Raw genomic sequence first — 24,820 nt, 5'->3', positions numbered from 1 at the left:
TTATTTGTTGGAATGATGCCTAAAATGAAATTCATTCATTATGAATTTGTTAATTAATAAATATAGATGATGATTAATTGATTAAAAATCACTAATTTCGCACCCGTAAAAATCATTCATGCAAAACATTAGAAATATTGCGATTATCGCACACGTTGACCACGGTAAAACTACTTTGGTTGATAAGATTATTCATGCTACAAACATTTTCAGAGAAAATCAGGAAAGTGGAGAATTAATAATGGATAACAACGATCTTGAAAGAGAAAGAGGAATTACCATTTTATCAAAAAATATTTCTGTTACTTATAAAGATACAAAAATTAACGTTATCGATACTCCTGGTCACGCCGATTTTGGTGGTGAAGTAGAAAGAGTATTGAAAATGGCAGACGGTGTGGTTTTGTTGGTAGATGCGTTCGAAGGACCAATGCCACAGACAAGATTCGTACTTCAAAAAGCTTTGGATCTTGGTTTGAGACCTTTAGTTGTTATCAATAAAGTTGATAAACCAAACTGTCGTCCTGAAGAAGTTCATGATAAAGTATTTGATTTGTTCTTTGCACTTGATGCTACAGAAGAGCAGTTGGATTTCCCAACTTTCTACGGTTCATCTAAACAAGGATGGTTCAACACTTCATTAGAGCAAACAGACAATATTTTCCCATTACTAGACGGTATTTTAGAATATGTTCCTGAACCGAAAGTAGAGGAAGGTAGCTTACAAATGCAAATCGTTTCTCTTGATTTCTCTTCTTTCTTAGGAAGAATTGCAATCGGAAAAGTAATCAGAGGGGAAATTAAAGAATCTCAATGGATTGGTTTAGCGCAAGCTGACGGAAAAATTGTAAAAGGAAAAGTAAAAGAATTGTACGTTTTCGAAGGTCTTGGTAAGAAGAAAGTAACCGAAGTAAAAGCTGGAGATATCTGTGCTGTGGTAGGTTTTGATGCTTTCCAGATTGGAGACTCTTTCGTAGATCTTGAAAATCCTGAGCCATTAGAAAGAACTGCAATTGATGAGCCTACGTTGAATATGACGTTCTCTATCAACAATTCACCTTTCTTTGGTAAAGATGGTAAATTCGTAACTTCTAATCACTTGAAAGAGAGATTATATAAAGAATTAGAGAAAAACTTAGCATTAAGAGTTGAGCAAACTGGTGATGCAAACACATTCTTAGTATTCGGTAGAGGTATTCTTCACTTGTCAGTTTTAATTGAAACAATGAGAAGAGAAGGGTATGAAATGACTATTGGTCAGCCACAGGTTATTTTGAGAGAAGGTGAAAATGGTGAGAAGTTGGAGCCTTATGAATCTTTGGTTGTAGACGTTCCTGAAGAATTTGCTTCAAGAGTAATCGATTTGGCAACTCAGAGAAAAGGTGACCTTCACATTATGGAAACTAAAGGTGAGATGCAACATATGGAATTCGAAATTCCTTCAAGAGGATTAATCGGATTGCGTTCTCAGATGTTGACGGCTACTGCTGGTGAAGCTATTATGGCACACCGTTTCACAGAATACAAACCTTACAAAGGAGCAATTCCTGGAAGAAGTAATGGTGTTTTGGTAAGCAAAGGTCAAGGTCCAGCAACTGAATATTCTATCGCTAAACTACAAGATAGAGGTAAGTTCTATGTTGATCCGGGCGAGGAAATCTACGCAGGAATGGTAATTGGTGAGCAAAACAAGCCAGGTGACTTAGTAATCAATATTGTAGAAGCTAAGCAGTTGAATAACATGAGAGCTTCAGGAAAAGATAAAGATACTGGTGTTGCACCAAAAATCTTATTCTCACTAGAAGAATGTATGGAATATATCCAGGCTGATGAAGCGATTGAGGTTACTCCAAACTTTATCCGTATGAGAAAGAAAATACTTTCTGAAGAAGAAAGAAGAAGAATCGAAAGAGGAGCGAAAGCATAATCTTAAATTCTTAAATAGATATAAAGCCTCGATTTTTCGGGGCTTTTTTTGTATTGTGAAGTGATTATAAATCCTGTGATAGAATGATATAATGAATGCGAAACTATTATTTATATTATTAATTAACACTTCTTTAATTTATAAACGTTTATCAAGTTTATTATTTATTTAAAAATCATTTTTTTGTGATTTGTTATTGATTTTTTTATGTATTTTTATTTAAAATACAATACGATGAAAAAATATTTACTTTTAAGCAGTTTAATAGGCTTCTTTGGTGCTTCCAACGCGCAAATTCAGTTACAAAGAGATTCTTCTTTCGGGAATAATGGAATATTTACTTATAATCAGGGAAATGGATATGGAGTTGAAATTTTTATACAAGATGATAATTCATTACTGATAACAAACAACAAGGCGGATATGATTTCGAATAGATATGTTGTAAAAATCAGTTCAAATGGAATTTTAGATAATAGTTTCGCTCAAAATGGCTACCTTCAATTAGATAACAGTTCTGATACTTTTCATACACTTCTACAAGGTAACGGAGGTAAATTTTACATTAACTATGCTGATCCTTATACCTCTCCTATAAATAATCGTATTATTAGTTACAATGCAAACGGAACCGTTAATAGTAGTTTTTCTAATAATGGAATTTTAGCATATAATTTTAGTATTATAGAAGGTTATTTTACTTCAACTGAAGACGGAGGTTTGTTACTCATAAAAAATGATGGGTTTACAAAATATCTGCAAACCGGTAACTTTGATTCGGCAGTGGGTACTAATGGTTTAGTGACATCTAATAATAGCAATTATCCGTTAGAACCAACAGTAATGAAGGGCAATAAATTGTTTTTTGATAATTTTGGTGGCACAGCGAGAATAGATGCACATACATCAAGTATTGTAGAAAAAGAAGCACCTTCAATTTACTCGAATCCAATTGCTCTTTATGAAAACTACAGAACAAAAGTGAAAAATAATTACAGCCTGTATTATTTTAGATTTACTTCAGACCCTTTTAATACACCCAATTTCACAGGAATAAGATTGATGAAAACGGATGAAAATCTTAATGCATCTTCTTTTGGAAGTAATTCGCATATCAATTTGCCTATTAATCCTAATGTTTATAACAGCAATAGTACAGATGTAATTTATACGCCCAACGGAAATTATTTGATATTTGGAGTTCCACAGACATTTGGTCCATATAATTTTTTAGCATATGATGAAAATGGAAATCAGATTAATGTAAATTCTCAACAGTTTTTTACTGACTCAGGAATTCCCCCATATTTATCTTATGTTAATCTTTATAGTAAAGGTGATGCAATTTTTATGGTTGGTGTAACTAGCAATAATGTCTCTGTGATAAAATATAATATTATCGAAAATCAGCCGACTTTAAGTACAACTGAAAATAGTGCAGATGATACAATTGTAGTTAATAATCCATTTGGTAATTCAATAATTGCTAAAGATGAAAAAAAATCAATACTAAAAATGGATTTATACAGCTATTCTGGTACATTAATATTATCAACAAATAAAAAAGAAATGTCTACTTTAAATATTCCAAAAGGAAGTTATATTTTAAAAATAACCACGAAAACAGGTGTGGTAAATAAAAAACTTATCAAAGTAGATTAATTGAATATTTAAATTTACTCTAAGAGCCTGTTTAAGTTTTACTAATTTAAATTCTGTATGATTGGCTTTTGATTTTTTTTAATCATTTTTTATATAATTTTCTCAGATTGCACAGATTTAGCAGATTAAAAGGAGAGGTATTAATCTGCTAAATCAGCAAAATCTGCGAGATAAATTATTTTCATTTAAATCTAAACATTCTAAGTAAACTTTTATACTATTTAATTACAAAGCTTTTTCTGCATTTTTTTGTTTTAACTAAATTTTACATTCTAAGATTTTTGAAATGATTTTTATATCATTAGTTTTGTGTTTTAACAATTCAGAACCCCCTTCTTGGTATCATCTATGAGAATATCTACAATAAAATTAGTCTGCATATTAGGAATGTTTGCATCTTTCAGTACGTCGTGTGCGGTGAGAGAAGTTTCCCCAAAACCAAAGGCAACAAAAAACACAAAACCTTCAAAGAGCGATATAAAAACTCCGGATCCAAAATCTGTTCCTCCGATTGCAACGACCATTGATAATGACTTTAAAGTTAATCTTCCAGCCATCAAAAGAGAATTTCGTGGGGTATGGATTGCAAGTGTTGCCAACATCAACTGGCCTTCAAGGAATAATCTTTCTGTAGAACAGCAAAAAGCTGAAGCTATTAATATGTTGAATATGCTTCAGGAAAATAATTTTAATGCGGTAATATTTCAAGCTCGACCTTCTGCAGATGCTTTATATACAAGCGAATTGGAACCATGGTCCTATTTTCTGACCGGAAAAACGGGTGAGCCACCATATCCGAATTATGACCCTCTGCAGTTTTGGATTGAAGAATCTCACAAACGAGGAATGGAACTTCACGTCTGGTTAAATCCCTACAGAGCACATCATTCGAATGGGGGAGCGGTTACCAGCCAGTCGATGGCTAATAAACTTTCAGATATCACGATTAAACTGAAAAACGGAATGTATTGGTTTGACCCAGCAAATCCTCGAACTCAAGGTCACGTTTCGAATGTGGTAAAAGATATTGTGAAAAGATATGATATCGATGCGATACATTTTGATGATTATTTTTATCCTTACGCAACGTATAATAGAGGTGCCGATTTTCCAGATAATGCGAGTTGGAGTGAGTATCAAAAATCTGGCGGTACACTTTCAAGACCAGATTGGAGAAGAGACCAAGTGAATAAATTTGTAGAAAGAATTTACAAAGAAATTCATGCTGAAAAAAGTTATGTAAAATTCGGAATCAGTCCGTTTGGAATCTGGAAACCTGGTTATCCTGAAGGAATTGTGGGTTCTTCGCAATATGACGAATTGTTTGCTGATGCAAAATTATGGCTAAATAAAGGTTGGGTAGATTATTTCTCTCCACAATTGTATTGGCCGATAGAATCTAAAGGACAACCTTTTGCTTCATTATTAAACTGGTGGAAATCTGAAAATACGATGAATCGCCATCTTTGGCCAGGTTTAAATACGGTTGAAGTGAAAGTTTCTGACAGACCCAACGAAATAAAAAGTCAGGTAGAATTATCTAGACAAATTCTCAATGCTGATGCTGCAGGGGAAGTGCACTGGAGTATTGCCGGTTTAACGAAAAACTCAAATATGCTTCCGACTTTGAAAAACGGACCATATAAAGAAAAAGCATTAACACCTAAAAGTCCGTGGATTAAAGCTATTCCTTTACAGAAACCAGATTTGTTTGTAAAAGACAACGGAAGTTCTATACAGACAAGTTGGAGTACCAAAAATATAGGAAATGTTTTCCAATGGGTGCTTTTCACTCAATACAACGGCGTTTGGGAAACTGAAATTCTTACTTTAGACCAATTAACAAAAGAAATTCCTAAATTTAAAGATGGTAAAACTTTAAATGCCATTGCCATAAAAGCAATTGACCGTTTAGGAAATGAAAGCGATTATATGGCGAAGAAGGTAAAATAGTTATTTGATGGTGTGGATTTGAATGAAAGTTTTTCAATTTAAAATTCACACGGCTAAGTTTGAAAAATTACACGGGTAACTTAAACAAATAAGACATCTTAATTCTAGAATTAAGACGTCTTATTTGTTTACAGAATATATTTACACAAAGAAAGACGCAAATTTTGCGTCTTTCTATTTATCTAAGATTTTGAAATTTATCCTATCTCAATACCATTCTCAACATTGCTGTCATCAGGCGTTACGAAAGATAATTTTCCGTCTGGTTTGGTCGTTAATAAAAACATTCCCTGAGATTCTATCCCTCTGATTTTTCTTGGGGCAAGATTTAATAAAAGCATGACTTGTTTTCCTACTAATTCTTCCGGAGAAAAACTTTCTGCAACACCAGAAACGACTGTTCTTACATCAACACCAGTATCAACTGTGAATTTTAAAAGCTTGTCTGCTTTTTCTACTTTTTCAGCAGTAAGAATAGTTGCTGTTCTTAAGTCGATTTTTGTAAAATCATCAAATTGAATTTCCTCTTTCATAGGATTGGCGTTAGGATTTGTTTTCTTATTATTTTGTTTAGTGTCTTCCAATTTCTGGATTTGAGCTTCGATAACATCATCTTCGATTTTTGAGAAAAGAAGAGACGATTCGTTGATTTGGTGACCAGTTTCAATTAAAACAGATTTTGTTTCAATATCTTTCCAGTCTGATTTTTGAACATTAAACATGGTCAATAATTTCTCAGAACTGAAAGGCATAAACGGTTCACATAACTGAGCCAAAGCAACAGCAATCTGAGCTCCAACAAATAAAGATTGCGCTGCTTTTTCAGGATTATCTTTAATCGTTTTCCAAGGCTCTTCAGCTTGAAGATATTGGTTTCCGAATCTTGCTAAATTCATCAAAGCGGTTAAAGAATTTCTGAATTCATAGTTTTCTAAGAAACCAGAAATTTCTTTTGCTGATTTATTAATTTCTGCTAATTCAGGAGCATTTACATCACCTTGAGGAACAATTCCATCATAATATTTATGAATTAAAACAGCAACTCTATTGATGAAGTTTCCAAAAATTCCAACTAATTCAGAATTGTTTTTCGTCTGAAAATCTTTCCAGGTAAAGTTATTATCCTTTGTTTCAGGAGCTGAAGACAATAAAGCGTATCTCAAAACATCCTGCTGTCCTGGGAAATCCTGAACATATTCATGCGCCCAAACTGCCCAGTTTCTTGAAGTTGAAATTTTATCGTTTTCAAGATTCAAAAATTCAAATGCGGGAACATTTGTTGGCATTTTGTAGTCTCCGTGAGCCTTCATCATCGCAGGGAAAATAATACAGTGGAACACAATATTATCTTTTCCGATAAAGTGAACTAAATCAGAGTTTTCACTTTGCCAGTAATCCTTCCAATCTTTTCCGTTTTTCGCAGCCCATTCTTTAGTGAAAGAAATGTAACCTATCGGTGCATCAAACCAAACGTAAAGTACTTTTCCTTCTGCATTCGGAAGTGGAACAGGAACGCCCCAGTTCAAATCTCTGGTCATTGCGCGAGGTTTCAAACCGTCATTTAACCAAGATTTTACTTGTCCGTAAACGTTAGGTTTCCAGTCATCCTTGTGACCTTCAATAATCCATTCGTTCAGGAAATCTTCATATTCATTTAAAGGTAAATACCAGTTTTTTGTTTCTTTTAAAATAGGAACATTTCCGCTCAACATTGATTTTGGATTAATCAATTCTGAAGGTGAAAGGGTAGAACCGCATTTTTCACATTGGTCTCCGTAAGCGTTGTCATTACCACAATTAGGGCAAGTTCCTACAATATATCGGTCTGCCAAGAATTCTCCTGCCTGTTCATCAAAATATTGCTCAGACATTTCTTCCGTAAATTTCCCTTTTTCATGCAGCACTTTAAAGAAATCCTGACTCGTCTCACGATGATTTTGTGAAGTCGTTCTAGAATATTCATCAAAAGAAATTCCCAAGTCTGAGAATGATTTTTTAATGATTTCGTGGTATTTATCGACGATATCTTGTGGTGTAACGCCTTCTTTTTTAGCTCTTATGGTAATTGGAATTCCGTGCTCATCGCTTCCGCAGATAAACGCCACATCTTTTCCTGACCTTCTCTGAAATCTAGCATAAACATCTGCAGGAATGTAAACTCCCGCCAAATGCCCAATATGAACAGGCCCGTTTGCATAAGGCAAAGCTGCCGTAATCATCTTTTTGTTTGACATTTATAGTATAGTTTTAAGTCTGCAAAGATAAAGATAATCTGCCAAAATTGCAGAATTGAATGGTGTAATAATTCGATGTGATTTTTTTGTTTTAATTTTATAGGCCTTAAAACTAAAAATTTTAGGGATTTTTCTTTTAAATGATTTTTAATGAAGCTGATTACTAAAATTTTTACCAAGCAAAATACTTTTCTTCTGTTGCTTGTTGTCATGGTTGTGCTTGCGAAACTGATTCCTTTTCAATCATCATACAGCCAATATTTTAATCTTTCTGCGTTTATCGATTGGGGAATTGCTGGGATTTTTCTTTTGTATGGGTTAAAATTAAATTTAAAAGAAGTTGTAAAAGATGTGTCCAACTGGAAATTACATTTGCTGATTCAGTCTGGAACTTTTATCATTTTTCCTTTATTAGTTTTGATTTTTTATCCGTTTATAAAAGATTCGGAGTATTACAATATTTGGCTTTCTGTATTTTTCCTGGCGAGCTTACCCTCAACGGTTTCTTCGTCTGTCGTAATGGTTTCTATTGCCAAGGGAAATGTAACGTCTGCAATCTTTAATGCCTCGATTTCAGGTTTGATTGGGATTATTATGACACCACTTTTAATGAGTTTTTTCTTAGTTTCAAACTCATCTTCGGGAAATCAGACTGAAATTATTCAACAACTTTTAATTAAAGTTTTATTACCGATAATTTTAGGTGTTTTACTAAATCCGGTTTTCAAAAAATGGGTTACAAAATATTCCAAAATCTTTGCAGAATTTGATAGGTTGATTATTTTATTAATTGTTTATGAAAGCTTTTCAGGGGCGTTTATAGAAAATATTTTCGCTTCAGTTCCGTCTGCGGTATTTTTAATTTTAGCTTTGAGTGTGATTTTTCTCTTCTTTTCAGTCTATTATATTCTTAAAATACTAGCTGAGAAAATGAATTTTAAACCGAAAGAAGTCATTACGGCTACTTTTTGCGGCTCCAAAAAATCATTGGTTCACGGAAGTTTATTTCTTTTGGTTTTAGGAATTCCTGATGAACAAAAAGTCTTGTTTCTGCTTCCTGTAATGGTTTATCACAGCTTTCAATTGTTTTATGTGAGTTGGTTGGCCAATAAAATTGCAAAACGTATGGAAATTGTTGATTCTAAAATTTAATTATATTTAAAAATGACAAATTTAATTTCAAAAGCGGTTGTATTATCGGTATTTGTTTCTTTTTCAATGATGAAATCTCAATCGATAAAAGAAATTTTAAATCAAAATGGCTCATTCAGAAAAGACACTATATTTTCTATTAAAAGCGAATCAAAAGAAACTTATTTGCCGGTTACAATTGTAAAAGGAAAAGAAAAAGGCCCCGTTTTTACGATTGTTGCAGGAATTCATGGGTATGAATATCCACCGATTATTGCTGTTCAGGAATTGCTAAAAGAAATTCAGCCAGAAAATATAAAAGGAAGTTTAATCATCATTCCGATTGCTAATGTGGAGTCTTTTCAAAAAAGAACACCTTTTATTAATCCTTTAGACCAGAAAAATTTGAATACGGCTTTTCCAGGGTTGTCAAACGGAACTCCGACTGACCAGATTGCTCATTTAATTACGAAAGAAATTATTCCTAATTCAACGATATTTTTAGATATTCACGGCGGAGATGCGAGTGAAGATTTGCTACCTTTTGTTTGCTATTACAACAGAAAAGACGCCGCTGAAAATACTAAAAAAGCTCACGAATTATCTATAAAATCACGAATTAAGTATGTGGTTTCTTATCCTTATACATTAAAATCAACCGACCAGTCTAAATACGCGTTTAAAGAAGCTACTCAACAGGGAATTACAGCTTTGAGTATTGAAGCCGGAAAGTTAGGAACAGTTCAGAAAGAGAATGTAGATTTGATTAAAACTGCGATATACAATATGCTTGAACACTCAGGAAATTATATAATGAGAAAATCAAAAGCTGTTACTAAAAAAGCAACTGTTCTTCTTAATCAACAGGATTATATCAGAGTTCCTGAAAACGGAATTTTCTACAGCAATTTAAAAAGTGGAGATAAGGTAAAAAAGAACCAAATTTTAGGCTATATTACCGACGAATTTGGAAATAAAAAACAAGACATCGTCTCGCAAACTGACGGAATTATTTTATACAAAGTAGGAACCCCACCTGTAAACAAAGGAGAAACTCTTTTTTGTATAGGCTATAATGAATTGTAATTGCGATTTTCGCTGAGTGAAACGCCTTTGCGAACGAAAAATATTCTCAATTAAATAAAAACTTTGCGACCTTAACGTTAAAATTCAACATCATAAAGTACATAATACAATTTTAATAATAATGAAAAAAACAAAACTTCTTTTTGTCTTAGTAATTTTACTCTTTACTTTTTCAAGCTTTTCAGCACAATCTAAAGATTCAAAATTTGAAAACGAAAAAACAGCAATTTCAAAAATGCTCGATGACTTTAATGTTGCTGCTGCGAATTCAGAATTTGAAAAATACTTCAATTATTTTGCAGATGAATCTACGTTTATAGGAACCGATGCTACTGAAATCTGGAATAAGCAAGAATTTAAAACCTGGGCAAAGCCTTATTTTGATAAAAAGAAAACCTGGAATTTTACTTCTGTGAAAAGAAATATTTATTTCAGCAAAGACGGAAAGCTGGCTTGGTTTGATGAGTTGCTCGACACACAAATGAAAATCTGCCGTGGTTCTGGAGTTGTAGAAAAAATCAACGGGCAATGGAAGGTAAAACAATATGTGCTTTCGATGACGGTTCCAAATGATGTGGTTGATAAAGTAGTTGCTGAAAAAGCAGCAATGGAAGATGATATTTTAACGGAATTAAAAAATAACAAAAAATAAATTATTTGTCGGATTAGGATTAATAATTTCATCAATAGGAGCGGGCTTTAGTCCGCTTTTTATGTTTTAAGGAAGATGGGCTTTAGTCAAAACTTATAATAAATGTGCAGCATTAAAATTCACTTCTAAGAAAATTGACGATTCACTATTCACAAAAATCCTTTCTTACCTTACATCAACATTTCCGAAACCTGCAAGCTGTACATTTGTACCATAATAAAATAGCAAATAAATAATAAAGATATGAAAACAGTTTATCACAAAGCAGATACAAGAGGTCACGCCAATCACGGTTGGTTAAATTCTTACCATACATTCAGTTTTGCAGGCTATCAAAACCCTGAAAGAATGAGTTTTGGAGCTTTAAGAGTTTTAAATGATGATACGGTTTCTCAAGGAATGGGTTTCGGAACACATCCACACAGAGATATGGAAATTATTTCAATTCCATTAGAAGGAGATTTAGAGCATAAAGATTCTATGGGAACCACTGCAGTAATCAGAAAAGGAGAAATTCAGGTAATGAGCGCCGGAACAGGAGTTCAGCACAGTGAATACAATAAAAATAAAGACGAAGAAGTAAAGTTTTTACAAATCTGGGTTTTCCCAAGAGAAGTTGGTGTTGAGCCAAGATACGACCAAATAAGCATTACAGACGGAGCAAAAGAAAATGGCTTTCAACAGATTCTATCCCCTAATAAAAACGATGCCGGAGTTTGGATTCATCAGGATGCATGGTTTAATTTAGCTAAATTCACCAAAGGAAACGGTAAAAACTACATGCTTAACAAAAAAGGAAATGGCGTTTATGCATTTGTTTTAAAAGGAAGTGCAAAAATTGGTGACAGAGTTTTAGGAGAAAGAGACGGTTTAGGAATTTGGGATACTCAAAGTTTCAACATCGAAGCAACAGAAGATATCGAAATCCTTTTAATGGAAGTTCCTATGGAATTACCAGCTTATCTGAAATAAACTCTTAATTTTGCACAATCAAAATTTCTACTCAAAAATTCCCCTCCATTGGAGGGGTGGCGAAAAATCTTCGATTTTTTGACGGGGTGGTTTATGCACAGCAAGAATAAAACAAATAAAAATCAGACAAATTTTAAATTATACAATGAAAATTTTAGCAATTGCAGGAAGTAATTCCGACACATCAATCAATAAATTATTAGTTTCTTACGCAGCTTCATTAATCGAAAATACAGAAGTAGAAATCGTAGATATGAACGATTTTGAAATGCCAATCTACAAACACCAGCGTGAAGTAGAAAGTGGAGTTCCTCAGGAAGCTAAAAACTTTGCTGAAAAAATTGATGCGGCAGATATTCTTTTGGTTTCTTTATCAGAGCACAACGGAACGTATTCTACAGCATTCAAAAATGTTTTCGACTGGACTTCAAGAATTAAAGACAGAGCAGTTTGGAACAAAAAACCAATGCTACTAATGGCTACAGCTCCTGGTGGAAGAGGTGGTTTGGGAGTTTTGGAAGCTGCAGAAAAACGTTTTCCTTTACACGGAGGGAATATTATCGATACTTTCACGCTTCCCTTCTTTAATGATAACTTCGATAGAGAAAATAATAAAATCTCTAACATCGAAAAAGACAGTGAGTTACAAGAAAAATTAAATAAGATTTCGGCTGTTGAAATAATCTTAGAAAATAGCATTTGAAAATTAATATAAAATTAATATCTTTGCAAAAAGAAAAAGTAATGAATATTCAGACCACTTTTAAAGAATGTTTCTCCGAAAAAGGGAAAATTGTGGACTCTGAAATTCTGACATAAAATAACGGCCGATAATCTACCAAGATTGTCGGCTTTTTTGTTTTCTAAAATTGATATAAAAGTAAAAATAAAATGTACCAATTTATCAATGTAACAGTTTACCAATTTTAAACATTGTTACATTATTACATTGATACATTGCTAAATTATAAAACATGAGCAACACGTACAAATCTGCAGGAGTAGACAAAGAAGAAGGTTACAAAACCGTTGACAAAATCAAAAAAGCGGTGGGCGAAACTCACAATTCTAATGTTTTGAATCATTTAGGAAGCTTTGGAGCTTTCTATGAGATTGGAGGTTATAAAAATCCAGTGTTAGTTTCAGGAACTGATGGCGTTGGGACTAAACTAAAAGTAGCTTTAGACTCAAAGAAATACGACTCTATCGGGGTTGACTGTTTCGCAATGTGTGCCAATGATATTCTTTGTCATGGTGCAAAACCATTGTTTTTCTTAGATTACTTGGCTTGCGGAAAATTAGATTCTGAAATTGCTGCAGAAATCGTTTTAGGAATGGTAGAAGCTTGTAAAGACAATAACTGTGCGCTTATCGGTGGTGAAACTGCTGAAATGCCGGGAATGTACAAGCCGGGAGACTATGATGTTGCCGGATTCTGCGTAGGAATTGTTGAGAAAGACCAGATTATTGATGGTTCAAAAATTAAACCAGGAGATAAAATTATTGCTTTACCAAGTTCAGGTTTCCACTCAAACGGATTTTCTTTAGTAAGAAAAGTATTCCCAGATTTCAACGAAGAATTTGAAGGAAAGCCTTTGTACGAAACACTTTTAGTTCCTACAAGATTGTATTATAAAGATATTCACAAGGTAATCGAAGAAGTAAAAGTTGCAGGTATCGCTCACATTACGGGAGGTGGTTTGTACGAAAATATTCCAAGAATTATCGGTGACGGATTATGTGCTTCAATTGATGCTTCAAAAATCCAGATTCCAAGTATCATGGTGGAATTAGAAAAAAGAGGTGGAGTAGCTCATGAAGAGATGTTCGGAACTTTCAACATGGGAGTAGGAATGATTGTAGTGGTAGATGCAGAACATGCTGAGAAAGTGTTGCACCTTCTTGATGATGCTTACGAAATCGGAGAAATCACAGAAGGAAGCGAGAAAATAGATTTGAAATTTTAGAAGCTTAATCCCGCTTTCCGCTATATCTTTTTCGCCATCGCTTTTTTACAAAGCATTTCAGAAAAAGGATGTCGCTGCAATCGGGGCTAGTTAATAATATAGAAAGCCTTGTCAAGGTTTCAAACCTTGACAAGGATTACAAAACAGAAGGAAGTGAAAAAACACTTCTTTCAATATAACAATCTACCAATGTATCAGTTTACCAATTTTAAGTATTGCTACATTGTTAAACTGATATAGTGTTACATTAATTTATGAAAAACTTAGTAATACTCGTTTCAGGTTCAGGAAGTAATCTTCAGCGAATTATCGATACCATTGATAGCGGAGAAATCCAAAATGCAAAAGTATCTTTAGTAGTTGCCGACAGAGAATGTTTCGGATTAGAAAGAGCGAAAAATCACAACATAGAAAATGTTTTGATTCCGAGAGGAAAAAACTTCAGCAGCGAATTGAGTAAAATCATTCCGGAAAATACAGATTTAATTGTACTGGCAGGATTTTTATCTATTCTAAAACCTGAGTTTTGTGAAAACTGGGTTGGGAAAATAATTAATATTCATCCAGCTTTGCTTCCAAAATTTGGAGGAAAAGGAATGTGGGGACATCATGTGCATAATGCGGTGATTGAAGCTAAAGAAAAAGAAAGCGGAGCAACTGTACATTTTGTAACTCCCGGGATTGACGAAGGAGAAGCGATTCTTCAAAAATCATTCGAAGTTACAGAAAAGGATACTCCCGAAACCGTTGCTGAAAAAGTTCACAAAATTGAATATGAAATTTTTCCAATAGCAATTAATAAAGTACTAAATAATGTACCAATCTAGTAATGTAACAATTTACCAACTATAACGAATTGTTATATTGTTAAACTGATACATTGCTACATTAAAATAAAAGAAACACTTAGATAAAAAAAAAGAATTTCGAAAAAGTAAAAAATCTAAGTAAAAGTAAGATCGGAGGTGAAAGAACCGGTCTACAGTTTGAAATAACTGTAAAAAGTAAAAGTTGAAAAAGTCCCAATGGGGACAGCTTATTAAAGGATAGGATGAAAATCCTATTAAAAAAAGTAAAAAGAAGGGAAAACCGCAATCAATGCGGTTTCGACTTCAAAAAAAAATGAAAATCTATGAGCAAGAGAGTTTTGATCAGTGTTTCTGACAAAAGCGGATTAACAGAATTCGCACAGTTTTTGGAATCCCAAAATTATGAATTGATTTCTACTGGTGGGACTTTCAAACATTTGAAAGAGGCTGGTTTAAATCCAATTCAGATTGATGAAGTAACCGATTTTCCTGAGATGTTGGATGGAAGAGTGAAAACTTTACACCCAAAAGTTCACGGTGGTTTATTGGCAGTTCGTGCGAATGAAGAGCACATGAAAACCGTTCAGGAACACGGAATTGGTTTAATCGACATGGTTATCGTAAATCTTTACCCTTTCTTTGAAAATGTAAATAAAGATATTCCTCTTCACGAAAAGGTAGAATTTATCGATATCGGAGGTCCTTCAATGCTTCGTTCTGCTGCTAAAAACTTCGACTCTGTAACCGTGCTTACTGACGTTGAAGATTATGCGAAAGTGAAAATCGAAATGGAGGAGAATGGCGATACGCTTATCGAAACTCGTAAAAGATTGGCAGGAAAAGTATTCAATTTGACTTCTGCTTATGATGCAGCAATTTCAAGAATGCTTTTAGACGAAGAATATCCAACGTATTTAAGCGTTTCTTACAAAAAAGTTGCAGACCTTAGATACGGTGAAAACCCTCATCAGACTGCAGCTTATTATGCTTCTACTTTCGAAAATGGAGCGATGAAAGATTTCGAACAATTGGGAGGTAAGGAATTGTCTTTCAATAATCTTCGTGATATGGATCTTTGCTGGAAAGTTGTGACAGAATTTAAAGAAGAAATGGCTTGTTGTGCGGTAAAGCATTCTACACCTTGTGGAGTTGCTATCGGAACTTCAGCGTTGGAAACATATGCAAAAACTTTCGAATGTGATCCTGTTTCTATCTTTGGCGGAATTGTTGCAATGAACTACAAAATCGACGCAGCAACAGCGGAAGAATTAAACAAAACTTTCCTTGAGATTGTAATGGCTCCAGATTTTGATGAAGATGCTTTGGAAATTCTAAGAAAAAAGAAAAATTTAAGAATTATAAAAATCGTTAACCCAGTTTCAGACAAACAGACTTGGGTAAAGGTTGACGGTGGAATTTTAGTTCAGGATAACGACAGTATTTTCTCAGATGATATTAAAGTAGTTACAGAAACTCAACCAACAGAAGAGCAGAAAAAAGCATTATTATTCTCTCAGAGAGTCGTAAAATATGTAAAATCTAACGCAATCGTTGTATCAAACGGAATCCAGGCTTTCGGTATCGGAGGTGGACAGGTAAACAGAATCTGGGCAACGCAGCAAGCTATTGAAAGAGCAAAAGAAAAATTCACAGGAGACTTAGTTTTAGCTTCTGATGCGTTTTTCCCTTTCCGTGATGTAGTAGATTTCTGCGCTCAGGAAGGTATTACGGCAATTATTCAGCCGGGTGGAAGTGTAAAAGACCAAGACAGCATCGAAGCAGCCAATGAGCACAAAATTCCGATGATGTTTACTGGGATTAGACATTTTTTCCATTAATTAAAATAGAATTAAAAAATAATTTGGGATTGTATTTATAGCATTCAAAATTATATATTTGTACAATAGACTAGATAATAAATAAAGCATGAGAATATTAATCATAGGTGAAGGTGGAAGAGAATCTGCTTTGGCAGCAAAACTTCAGAAAGATTCTAGAGTGAGTCAAATGTTTTTTGCCAACGGAAACGCAACGACCGACAAAATAGGAAAAAATGTTCATTTATCAGAGATTAAAGAACTTAGAGATTTTGCAATTAAAGAGCAGGTAGACCTTACGATTGTAGGCCCAGAAGCTCCTCTTGTAGCTGGTTTGAAGGACGAGTTTAAGAAACATAATCTTAAAGTTTTTGGTCCTAATCAAAAAGTGGCAAGCTTAGAAGGTAGTAAAGCTTTTTCTAAGAAATTTATGCAGACCTATGATATCAAAACGGCAAAAGCAGTCGTGTTTGATTCTTATCCTGAAGCTAAAGAATATGTTCAAAAACAAGAATATCCTTTAGTAATCAAAGCGAGTGGTCTTGCTGGTGGAAAAGGAGTTGTTATCTGCGAAACTTTGGAGGAAGCAGAAGCTACGATTCACGATTTTATGATCAGAAGAATCTATGGTGATGCAGGAATCCGTTTGGTTATTGAAGAACATTTAGTAGGTTTTGAAGCTTCAATTATTGCATTCTCAAATGGCGAAAAAATATACCCATGTATTGCAGCTAAAGATTACAAAAAAGTAGGAAACGGCGATACAGGTCCTAATACAGGCGGAATGGGTTCAGTAGCTCCAAGCCCTGAATTCACCGAAGTACATTACGTAGATTTCGAAAATAATATTTTGAATCCTACCGTAAAAGGTCTTAAAGCTGAAGGTTTCACGTTCAAAGGAATGATTTTCTTCGGATTGATGATTACCAAAAACGGAACTTACTTATTAGAATACAACATGAGATTCGGAGATCCTGAAACTCAGGTTTTGATGGCGTTAATGGAGAATAATCTTCTTGATGTAATCAACGACTGTATGGACGGTAAAGAAATCAAACTTAAATTTAAAGACGAAAAAGCAGTTTGTCTTGTAATGTGTTCTGGAGGTTACCCTAGAAATATGGAAGTAGGTTTTGAAATCACTGGTGAAGAAAAAGTGAGACACAGTCAGCTTTTATACGCAGGTGCCATCAAAAAAGGAGATAAAGTAGTTTCAAACGGCGGTAGAGTTTTAAATATCGTTGCAACAGGAGCAACTTACGACGATGCTCGTAAAAAAGTGTACGAAGATGCAAGTCACGTACATTTCGATTACGGCTTCTACAGAGAAGACATCGGAAAGTTTTAAAATAAATCACGAAAAAAGATTTGGAGTAATCCAGGTCTTTTTTTGTAAAAGTTTCATCAATAGGATCGGGCTTTAGCCCGATTTCAAAAGTGAGATATGAAATTTGGCTTTAGCCAAAGCTTAAAAGATTAGTTTAAAAAATATATGAGTTAATTTAATTTTAATAAATGCATTTTTGTCATTCCGTAGGAATCTCTGCGGTAATGATAAAAAAATAAAGAGTTTAGATTCCTACGGAATGACAAACATTCTTTTAAAAATTTAAATAAATTGAAACTCATTAATTATCAATCATCATTTATCAATTATAAAAATGAACAACGGTATTATCATATTAGATTTCGGTTCTCAGTACAACCAGCTTATCGGAAGAAGAATCCGTGAGATGGGTGTTTATTCTGAAATTTTACCTTTCAATACACCATTAGAAACAATTTTAGAAAAGCAACCGAGAGGAATTATCCTTTCAGGTGGGCCAAGCTCTGTAAATGCAGAAAACGCTCATTTGGTTGAAAAAGAATTGTACGAGCAAGGAATTCCTGTTTTAGGAATTTGCTACGGAATGCAGCTTACAGCACATCTCTTAGGTGGAAAAGTACACAAAGGAGAAAAAGGAGAATACGGAAAAGCACATTTAGAAATCGTAAAAGAGTCTTCTTTATTAAAAGGAGTAACCAACAATTCTATTGTCTGGATGAGCCACTTTGACGAGGTTGGAGAATTGCCGGCAGGTTTTGAATTAAACGCAAAATCAGGAGTAATCGCTTCAATTTCTAATGAAGAGAAGAAAATCTATTGCGTACAGTTCCACCCGGAAGTTTCTCACACAGAAGAAGGAGGTAAAATGTTAGAAAATTTCGTGTTTCCAATCTGTAATGCAGAGAAAAACTGGAAATTGACCAACTATATCGAAAAAACAGTTGCCGAAATCAAAGAAAAAGTAGGTGATCAAAAAGTGATTCTTGGTCTTTCAGGAGGAGTAGATTCTTCTGTTGCAGCAGTTTTAATTCACAAAGCGATTGGTGATCAATTACAATGTATCTTTGTAGATACAGGATTGTTGAGAAAAGACGAAGACGTAAAAGTAATGGAAAACTATGGAGAACATTTCCATATGAACATTAAATTGGTTGATGCAAAAGAAAGATTCCTTTCAAAATTAGCAGGAGTTGATGATCCTGAAGCTAAAAGAAAAATCATTGGAAACGAATTTATTCATGTTTTCGACGAAGAATCTCACAAAATTGAAGGAGCAAAATTCTTAGCACAAGGAACGATTTACCCAGACGTTATCGAAAGTCAGTCTGTAAACGGACCTTCTGCAGTAATCAAATCTCACCACAACGTAGGCGGACTTCCTGAAGAAATGGAGTTTGAATTGTTGGAGCCTTTGAGAGAATTATTCAAAGACGAAGTAAGAAAAGTGGGTGAAGAATTAGGTATTCCTCATCACTTGGTACACAGACACCCTTTCCCTGGTCCAGGTTTAGGAATCAGAATTTTGGGCGCTGTAGATGAAGAAAAAGTAAAAATTCTTCAGGAAGCTGACGATATTTTTATCGAAGAATTGTATAAAAATGACTTGTACGATAAAGTTTCTCAGGCGTTTGTCGTTTTACTTCCTGTAAAATCTGTAGGAGTAATGGGTGACGAAAGAACGTACGAATACACAGCAGTAGTTCGTTCAGCAAACACCATCGACTTTATGACGGCAACTTGGAGCAGACTTCCTTACGAGTTTTTAGATACAGTTTCAAGCAGAATCATTAACGAAGTAAGAGGTATCAACAGAGTAGCATACGACATTTCAAGCAAACCACCTGCAACAATAGAGTGGGAGTAATCTTGATTTGAATTTTAAATATAAATCCTGCCTTTTGGTGGGATTTTTTGATTTATTTTTGTTTATAAAATTTTTGAAACTAATTGTCTATGAAAAATATTTTAATTGCAGCTATCTTACTGGTATTGTCTGCATGCAGTAAAAATCCCGAAATCAATGAAGTTATTAGCCAAAAGAAAATAATTACTGAGATTGATAAATTTATTGAAGATTCTAATGCTAAGAAAAAAGTGAAATTTATAATTGTGTCAGGATTTGAAAATCCTGAAAAAAAACAATTGGATTTACTGTTCACAAATCAAAAGCCTACAATCATTAATGATAATTCACCTAGAGTAAATGATGAAATTAAAAGTCAGAAATATGGTTATTTTAAGTATAAAGATTACGAATTTCTTGTAACTCAAAAATTGGAAAATATTTTTAAACTGAAATATGAGGATTTTGACCATATGAAAGAACATTTTATGGTAAAAGAACATGCTTTTACAAAGGAAGAAGCGATGAAAGAAAAATGGCGCACAATGTATATGAAATATAATACGGTAAAAGATTCTGTTGAATTTAGTAATATTTCTGAACTATCTTTACCAGATTATTCCAAGTAAAATTTAAATCCTGTCTTTTGGTGGGATTTTTTGTATATTTTAAAACAAATTTTACTACAATTTTATGAAAAATAATGTAGCAATGTTATTGTTATTTCTTTTGTCGTTAAAAGCGATTGCAAGTCCTCAATCGCCAGATTTAATTATTTATAAGAATGATACGATTCCAACTTATAATTTATTGATTGAAAGGTATCTCCGAGAAAAGTTCAATGATGATGAATTAGCAAAGTTTAGCTTTAAAGGAGAACTTATTCCTTTGTCATGTTGGCGTGGTTATCAAGGAGTTTATGAAGTTATTGATAATAAATTATACTTATCGGGAATGATTGATTGTGGAGGTTTGAGGAATAAACAAGACTTATTTAGTAATGAATCTTTAGCGAGAATGAGGAAATTAATAAATATTATGATAAAGATGAGTACCAGTTTTGTATAAAGAAAATTGAAAATAGTTTGGTTAATCTTAAATTTGATATTCTAAAAAATAGAGGTAAACCTATTTCTGAAGATGTATACATAGAAATAGAGCAGCAAGACAATGGTAAATTAAAAAATGAAACATATATATACAAGGAATAAAAAGGTCTAATTAAAATTACTTTTATTCAATATTTTCTACATTTGTCCTATGAAAATAGCATACCTCGGTCCACAAGCCAGTTTCACGCAATTAGCAGCATCGCAGATTTTCCCGACTGAAGAATTAGTTCCTCAATCGAGTATTTTAGATTGCTTTAATGCCGTGAAAAATAATGAAGTAGATAAAGCCGTAGTTCCTCTGGAAAATTCTATCGAAGGAACCGTTTCGATGACCCTTGATTATCTTTATGATTTTGAAGTTTTTATTGAGACAGAATTGGTAATGCCCATTGCGCATCATCTGATGATTCATCCTGACAACGAAACCTTTGAGAAAGTTATTTCTCATCCTCAAGCTTTGGCGCAGACTTTTCATTTCAGATACGAAAATTTTAAAGATATTCCTTCGCAGGATTACAGCTCTACAGCGGCTTCGGCAAAACTAGTTTCTGAAAACTCTCAGGAAAAATGGGCAGCAATTGCCAACCGATATTCTGCAAAACTGTATGGTTTAAAGATTATTCATGAAAATATTCAGGATTTTGAGCAGAATCATACCAAGTTTATTGTTATTTCAAAAACAAAGACAGCTTTAGATATTCCTCTTTCAAAAATTTCGGAAAAAACGTCTTTAATCATTACTCTTCCTGAAGATCACGCAGGAGGTCTTCATCAGGTACTTTCTGTTTTTGCATGGCGAAAAATGAACCTCTCTAAAATCGAAAGCAGAACCTTAAAAACCGGTTTGGGAAATTATTTTTTCTTCATCAATGTAGCAAGCGAATGGCACAATGTACTTTCTCAAAATGCAATCGATGAGATTATTGCGCTAGGTTCTAATGTGAAATTTTTAGGACATTATAATGAATATGTTGTGGAGGAATAGAATTTTTTAGAATATCTAAAATTAATGATAACTTAGTTTTAACGGCTTATTTGTCATTCTGTAAGAATCTAAGCTGCTTTATTTTTAGTATGTTGAGTTTCCTACGGAATGACAAAGTGCCACCAATTCTAATATTATGATTAAAAAAAATATTTGTAATCTGAATAAATGAAAATAATTTATTCCAGAATTTTCATCCTGATTTTTTATAGAATAATCGCTAAAATTTGTGTAATTTACCTATCCAAAATTTTCACAAATGATAGATGAATTAAAATCTAAAACCAGTATTAATGACCAAGTTAAATATGTTGCCAAACTTCTAAGTCGGGCTACATTAAGTTTTCTCAAAATCAATATTATCGGGCAAATTTCTATTGCTATTTTAGGAATTACCACAATCGTCATTATCATCGCGCAAACTTTTAATAATGGTGGTGGTCCGGTTCATGCAAACGGACAAGCAGCGATTTTAGTGCTATTTGCAGCGAGACCTATTGCTTTCGGACTATCTATGGTCAGTATTTTTGCAGCGCCATTTCTTTTATTTACACTCGGAAATAAATATGTGATGCTTCGTACCATCAACAGGCTTATTGCTGATAAAGGGGAAGAAATGCTTTTTCCTATGATTGACCGAATTTTAAATAAAGTAAAAGCCAATCAGCCTCAGTTGTTTCAAAAAGGAACAGATAAAGCTAAGCTGCAACTGAAAATTTTACAGGAAATAAGAGATTCTAAAGAAAATAAATGGTTCAAAAAAATTATCAGCTACGGTTTTAAAAAAGTTGAGCTTAATGAATTCGATTTTAAAGATGAAAATATAAGTTTTACCGAGATTTTAAAAGATAAAATAATCGATAAGCTGAAAGATATTTCCGAGCCAAGCCGACTGTTTTTCTATCTTATTTTAGGTTGGCAAGCTTTGATTTTGTTGTTGACGGTTTTTAAGGTTATTTAAATATAAATGAATAAGAGAATTATACAAAAGAAAGATAAATTTATAATTTTTAAAAGAATATTAGTGGTATTAATTCTTTTGTTTTTTTCAAAAGAGTTAATGATTTATCAACCAATTTTAAATTTATTTGAAACGCAAAAAGTTATTGCAAAAATCATCAATGAAAAAAATGGAATGAGAAAATCTCATTTAACTGGTGATTTTGTTTATTCTTATAGTTTTGAATATCAGGGTAAAGAATACAAAAACGAAAGTGACAATGAAAATTTTCTCATTGGGGAAGAACTTACAGTCGAGTTTAATCCAACATTTCCTTTTATAAATAGAATTTATAAATCTAGATTTACTGAATAAATTTTAATATCATTCTAAGTAAATATTTTTTGAATCCTTTTATAAGGAACAATTTTTGAACGTACTTTGTAACTCAATTTACTCTCACAATAATATGTTCGACAAACAGCAGCGAAAACTCAAGAGATCAGCAAAACTAATTTCCGTTTTAAGTAAATACGGATTCAAAGATATGATTGCCAGAATGGGCAAGAAACCGGAAGAAAATTTTGCTCAATCTGATGAAGTGATTTCAAAAGGTACGGTTTATGAAAGAATTCGTCTCGCTTTGGAAGAATTAGGGCCTACTTTTGTGAAACTCGGACAAACATTCAGTAATCGTGAAGATTTACTTCCACCGGAACTTATTCAGGAACTTCAAAAACTTCAGGATAGAGTAGAAGTCGTGGAAATGAATGTAGAAGAAATTTTGGAGAATGAGTTTAATATTATTCCAAAAGAACATTTTTCAGAAATCAATTCGAAACCTTTGGCAACGGCGTCGATTGCGCAGGTTTACAAAGCGACATTGATTAGCGGTGAAGAAGTGATTTTAAAAATCAAAAAACCAGATGTTTTATCGGTTATCGAAGATGATTTGTTGCTGATAAAAGACTTGGTGAAATTGATTTCCACATATTCCGAAATAGGCTCTAAACTCAATCTGAAACAGGCGATTTCTACTTTCGAAAAATCATTGCTGGAAGAAGTTTCTTTGGTGAATGAACGAAATAATATCCAACAATTTGCTTTAAATTTTAAAAATAATAAAGAAACTTACGTTCCGAAAGTCTATGATGAATTTTCCAACAACAATGTTTTGTGCATGGAGTTTATCGACGGAATTAAAGTTACCGATAAAGAAGAATTGTTGAGAAATAATATCGATCCGGTAATTGTTTCTGAAGTGGGTTTAAGGCTTTTTGTGTCTCAGATTTTAGATTACGGATTTTTTCATGCTGATCCTCACGCCGGAAATATTTTGGTGAAAAGAGATGGAAAAGTGGTTTTCATAGATTTCGGTGCGGTTGGAAAAATTCAACCCAATGATAAGGAGGTTTTGGAAAGTCTGATTGTGGCTTTTGTGGCTAAAAACTCCCATAAAATTGTTCGCCATCTGAAAAAAATGGCAGTCAGTTATGAAATTCCGGATGAAAGAAGATTTGAAAATGATGTTGATGAAGTGCTCAATTTTGTCCACAGTACGTCTTTAAAAGATATTGATCCTCATATTATCATCAACAAAATGAAAGATGTGTTGAAAGATAACAGGTTGTATATGCCCGATTATTTTTATCTTTTATTTAAAGGAATTGGCTTAATAGAAGGCGTTGGAAGAACCATCAACCCTGATTTGGATATTGTAAAAAGCCTGCATCCTTACACGAAAAAAATATTCACGAAGAAAATAAGCCCCAAGAAACTCCTGAAAACAGGAATGGAAAAGGTGATGACTTTTACCGATAATGTAGATGAAATTCCTAAAGAACTGCGATCTGTATTACAGAAATTAGATGATAACAGTTTTACGATTTCAAGTGAGATTAAAAATATTGACAAAACAAATCAATTAATAAAATCGAGTATCATCAATCTGATGCTAACGATGATTTTAGGGGCAAATATTATTGCAACCGCTATTGTTTTTGTTTCAGAATCAGGACCAAGAATTGGCGAGATGTCTTTGGTGGCCGTTTTAGGATTTTGTTTTTCTATTTTATTAGTTATTATTCTTTTGCTTAGAATTTTACGAAAATAAAATGTATTCGCAGATTTTTATTATTTAGTACTTTTAAAATTCAAATAGTAAGGTCAATTAAGAAGTTAAGTTTCAATAAGAACTACCTGCGTAAATCTGTATATTCTGCGGGATAAAAACCTCCACTTTTTTACTTCCTTTATCTTAGAGCCTGTTTAAATTTTATTAATTTAATTCTGTATGATTGACTTTTGATTTATTTCAATCATTTTTTATATAATTCTCGCAGATTAAACAGATTTAGCAGATTAAAAGGAGAGGAATCAATCTGCTAAATCAGCAAAATCTGC

General features: G+C 33.2%; 20 protein-coding genes. 19 read left to right on the top strand and 1 reads right to left on the bottom strand.

The genetic code is table 11. The features are described 5' to 3' along the window. Nucleotides 1–118: 118 nt before the first annotated feature. The 3 genes from typA (at nt 119) to LO744_RS12815 (ending at nt 5,542) form a co-directional block, all read left to right on the top strand. The gene (gene typA, locus LO744_RS12825) at nt 119–1,927 is read left to right on the top strand and encodes a translational GTPase TypA (RefSeq protein ID WP_230669809.1); all 1,809 of its coding nucleotides are present in this window, start codon (nt 119–121) and stop codon (nt 1,925–1,927) included. 234 nt (nt 1,928–2,161) lie between these two features. Beyond that, complete coding sequence (locus LO744_RS12820; RefSeq protein WP_230669807.1) at nt 2,162–3,589, top strand: T9SS type A sorting domain-containing protein; 1,428 nt, start codon at nt 2,162–2,164, stop codon at nt 3,587–3,589. A gap of 348 nt (nt 3,590–3,937) precedes the next feature. Then, a complete protein-coding gene (locus LO744_RS12815) occupies nt 3,938–5,542 on the top strand; it encodes a glycoside hydrolase family 10 protein (RefSeq protein WP_230669805.1) in 1,605 nt (534 codons plus the stop codon). Nucleotides 5,543–5,739: 197 nt separating this feature from the next. Here LO744_RS12815 and metG read toward each other — a convergent pair whose 3' ends face one another. Then, nucleotides 5,740–7,776 carry a methionine--tRNA ligase gene (metG, locus tag LO744_RS12810; RefSeq protein WP_230669803.1) on the bottom strand — a complete coding sequence of 679 codons (2,037 nt, stop codon included), beginning with the start codon at nt 7,774–7,776 and terminating at the stop codon, nt 5,740–5,742. Between the two features lie 150 nt (nt 7,777–7,926). On the opposite strand from metG, the gene LO744_RS12805 reads away from it, so the two are divergent. From LO744_RS12805 to LO744_RS12730, 16 genes are all read left to right on the top strand, one after another. Then, nucleotides 7,927–8,928, top strand: a complete 1,002-nt coding sequence (locus LO744_RS12805; RefSeq protein WP_230669801.1) for a bile acid:sodium symporter — start codon at nt 7,927–7,929, stop codon at nt 8,926–8,928. Nucleotides 8,929–8,940: 12 nt separating this feature from the next. Continuing rightward, nucleotides 8,941–9,993 carry a succinylglutamate desuccinylase/aspartoacylase family protein gene (locus tag LO744_RS12800; RefSeq protein WP_230669799.1) on the top strand — a complete coding sequence of 351 codons (1,053 nt, stop codon included), beginning with the start codon at nt 8,941–8,943 and terminating at the stop codon, nt 9,991–9,993. Between the two features lie 121 nt (nt 9,994–10,114). Continuing rightward, the gene (locus LO744_RS12795; protein WP_230669797.1) at nt 10,115–10,645 is read left to right on the top strand and encodes a nuclear transport factor 2 family protein; all 531 of its coding nucleotides are present in this window, start codon (nt 10,115–10,117) and stop codon (nt 10,643–10,645) included. Between the two features lie 243 nt (nt 10,646–10,888). Continuing rightward, a complete protein-coding gene (locus LO744_RS12790) occupies nt 10,889–11,617 on the top strand; it encodes a pirin family protein (protein ID WP_230669795.1) in 729 nt (242 codons plus the stop codon). A gap of 145 nt (nt 11,618–11,762) precedes the next feature. Beyond that, a complete protein-coding gene (locus LO744_RS12785) occupies nt 11,763–12,320 on the top strand; it encodes an NADPH-dependent FMN reductase (protein ID WP_230669793.1) in 558 nt (185 codons plus the stop codon). A gap of 271 nt (nt 12,321–12,591) precedes the next feature. Further along, entirely contained in the window at nt 12,592–13,584 is a 993-nt protein-coding gene (gene purM, locus LO744_RS12780) for a phosphoribosylformylglycinamidine cyclo-ligase (protein WP_230669791.1), read from the top strand. 254 nt (nt 13,585–13,838) lie between these two features. Continuing rightward, nucleotides 13,839–14,411, top strand: coding sequence for a phosphoribosylglycinamide formyltransferase (gene purN / locus LO744_RS12775; RefSeq protein ID WP_230669789.1), 573 nt, complete (start codon nt 13,839–13,841; stop codon nt 14,409–14,411). Between the two features lie 305 nt (nt 14,412–14,716). Continuing rightward, nucleotides 14,717–16,231, top strand: coding sequence for a bifunctional phosphoribosylaminoimidazolecarboxamide formyltransferase/IMP cyclohydrolase (gene purH, locus LO744_RS12770; RefSeq protein WP_230669787.1), 1,515 nt, complete (start codon nt 14,717–14,719; stop codon nt 16,229–16,231). Nucleotides 16,232–16,319: 88 nt separating this feature from the next. Beyond that, nucleotides 16,320–17,558, top strand: a complete 1,239-nt coding sequence (gene purD / locus LO744_RS12765) for a phosphoribosylamine--glycine ligase (RefSeq protein WP_230669785.1) — start codon at nt 16,320–16,322, stop codon at nt 17,556–17,558. 313 nt (nt 17,559–17,871) lie between these two features. Beyond that, entirely contained in the window at nt 17,872–19,401 is a 1,530-nt protein-coding gene (gene guaA / locus LO744_RS12760) for a glutamine-hydrolyzing GMP synthase (RefSeq protein WP_230669783.1), read from the top strand. Nucleotides 19,402–19,490: 89 nt separating this feature from the next. Beyond that, nucleotides 19,491–20,009, top strand: coding sequence for a hypothetical protein (locus tag LO744_RS12755; protein ID WP_230669781.1), 519 nt, complete (start codon nt 19,491–19,493; stop codon nt 20,007–20,009). A gap of 64 nt (nt 20,010–20,073) precedes the next feature. Continuing rightward, nucleotides 20,074–20,448, top strand: a complete 375-nt coding sequence (locus LO744_RS12750; RefSeq protein WP_230669780.1) for a hypothetical protein — start codon at nt 20,074–20,076, stop codon at nt 20,446–20,448. A 192-nt stretch (nt 20,449–20,640) separates the two neighbouring features. Beyond that, nucleotides 20,641–21,477 carry a prephenate dehydratase gene (pheA, locus tag LO744_RS12745; RefSeq protein ID WP_230669778.1) on the top strand — a complete coding sequence of 279 codons (837 nt, stop codon included), beginning with the start codon at nt 20,641–20,643 and terminating at the stop codon, nt 21,475–21,477. A gap of 259 nt (nt 21,478–21,736) precedes the next feature. Beyond that, complete coding sequence (locus LO744_RS12740) at nt 21,737–22,438, top strand: hypothetical protein (RefSeq protein WP_230669776.1); 702 nt, start codon at nt 21,737–21,739, stop codon at nt 22,436–22,438. Nucleotides 22,439–22,444: 6 nt separating this feature from the next. Beyond that, nucleotides 22,445–22,792, top strand: a complete 348-nt coding sequence (locus LO744_RS12735; RefSeq protein ID WP_230669773.1) for a hypothetical protein — start codon at nt 22,445–22,447, stop codon at nt 22,790–22,792. A 94-nt stretch (nt 22,793–22,886) separates the two neighbouring features. Further along, complete coding sequence (locus LO744_RS12730; protein WP_230669771.1) at nt 22,887–24,530, top strand: ABC1 kinase family protein; 1,644 nt, start codon at nt 22,887–22,889, stop codon at nt 24,528–24,530. The last annotated feature ends 290 nt before the right edge of the window (nt 24,531–24,820 follow it).

Origin of the sequence: Chryseobacterium turcicum (assembly GCF_021010565.1) — a bacterium.
Lineage (GTDB): Bacteria > Bacteroidota > Bacteroidia > Flavobacteriales > Weeksellaceae > Chryseobacterium > Chryseobacterium turcicum.
This window is presented reverse-complemented; position numbering and strand designations above follow the sequence as displayed.

Bases quoted from the DNA above. Each gene is read 5' to 3' on its own strand.
- typA (WP_230669809.1), top strand. From the start codon at position 119: ATGCAAAACATTAGAAATATTGCGATTATCGCACACGTTGACCACGGT.
- LO744_RS12820 (WP_230669807.1), top strand. From the start codon at position 2,162: ATGAAAAAATATTTACTTTTAAGCAGTTTAATAGGCTTCTTTGGTGCT.
- LO744_RS12815 (WP_230669805.1), top strand. From the start codon at position 3,938: ATGAGAATATCTACAATAAAATTAGTCTGCATATTAGGAATGTTTGCA.
- metG (WP_230669803.1), bottom strand. From the start codon at position 7,776: ATGTCAAACAAAAAGATGATTACGGCAGCTTTGCCTTATGCAAACGGG.
- LO744_RS12805 (WP_230669801.1), top strand. From the start codon at position 7,927: ATGAAGCTGATTACTAAAATTTTTACCAAGCAAAATACTTTTCTTCTG.
- LO744_RS12800 (WP_230669799.1), top strand. From the start codon at position 8,941: ATGACAAATTTAATTTCAAAAGCGGTTGTATTATCGGTATTTGTTTCT.
- LO744_RS12795 (WP_230669797.1), top strand. From the start codon at position 10,115: ATGAAAAAAACAAAACTTCTTTTTGTCTTAGTAATTTTACTCTTTACT.
- LO744_RS12790 (WP_230669795.1), top strand. From the start codon at position 10,889: ATGAAAACAGTTTATCACAAAGCAGATACAAGAGGTCACGCCAATCAC.
- LO744_RS12785 (WP_230669793.1), top strand. From the start codon at position 11,763: ATGAAAATTTTAGCAATTGCAGGAAGTAATTCCGACACATCAATCAAT.
- purM (WP_230669791.1), top strand. From the start codon at position 12,592: ATGAGCAACACGTACAAATCTGCAGGAGTAGACAAAGAAGAAGGTTAC.
- purN (WP_230669789.1), top strand. From the start codon at position 13,839: ATGAAAAACTTAGTAATACTCGTTTCAGGTTCAGGAAGTAATCTTCAG.
- purH (WP_230669787.1), top strand. From the start codon at position 14,717: ATGAGCAAGAGAGTTTTGATCAGTGTTTCTGACAAAAGCGGATTAACA.
- purD (WP_230669785.1), top strand. From the start codon at position 16,320: ATGAGAATATTAATCATAGGTGAAGGTGGAAGAGAATCTGCTTTGGCA.
- guaA (WP_230669783.1), top strand. From the start codon at position 17,872: ATGAACAACGGTATTATCATATTAGATTTCGGTTCTCAGTACAACCAG.
- LO744_RS12755 (WP_230669781.1), top strand. From the start codon at position 19,491: ATGAAAAATATTTTAATTGCAGCTATCTTACTGGTATTGTCTGCATGC.
- LO744_RS12750 (WP_230669780.1), top strand. From the start codon at position 20,074: ATGAAAAATAATGTAGCAATGTTATTGTTATTTCTTTTGTCGTTAAAA.
- pheA (WP_230669778.1), top strand. From the start codon at position 20,641: ATGAAAATAGCATACCTCGGTCCACAAGCCAGTTTCACGCAATTAGCA.
- LO744_RS12740 (WP_230669776.1), top strand. From the start codon at position 21,737: ATGATAGATGAATTAAAATCTAAAACCAGTATTAATGACCAAGTTAAA.
- LO744_RS12735 (WP_230669773.1), top strand. From the start codon at position 22,445: ATGAATAAGAGAATTATACAAAAGAAAGATAAATTTATAATTTTTAAA.
- LO744_RS12730 (WP_230669771.1), top strand. From the start codon at position 22,887: ATGTTCGACAAACAGCAGCGAAAACTCAAGAGATCAGCAAAACTAATT.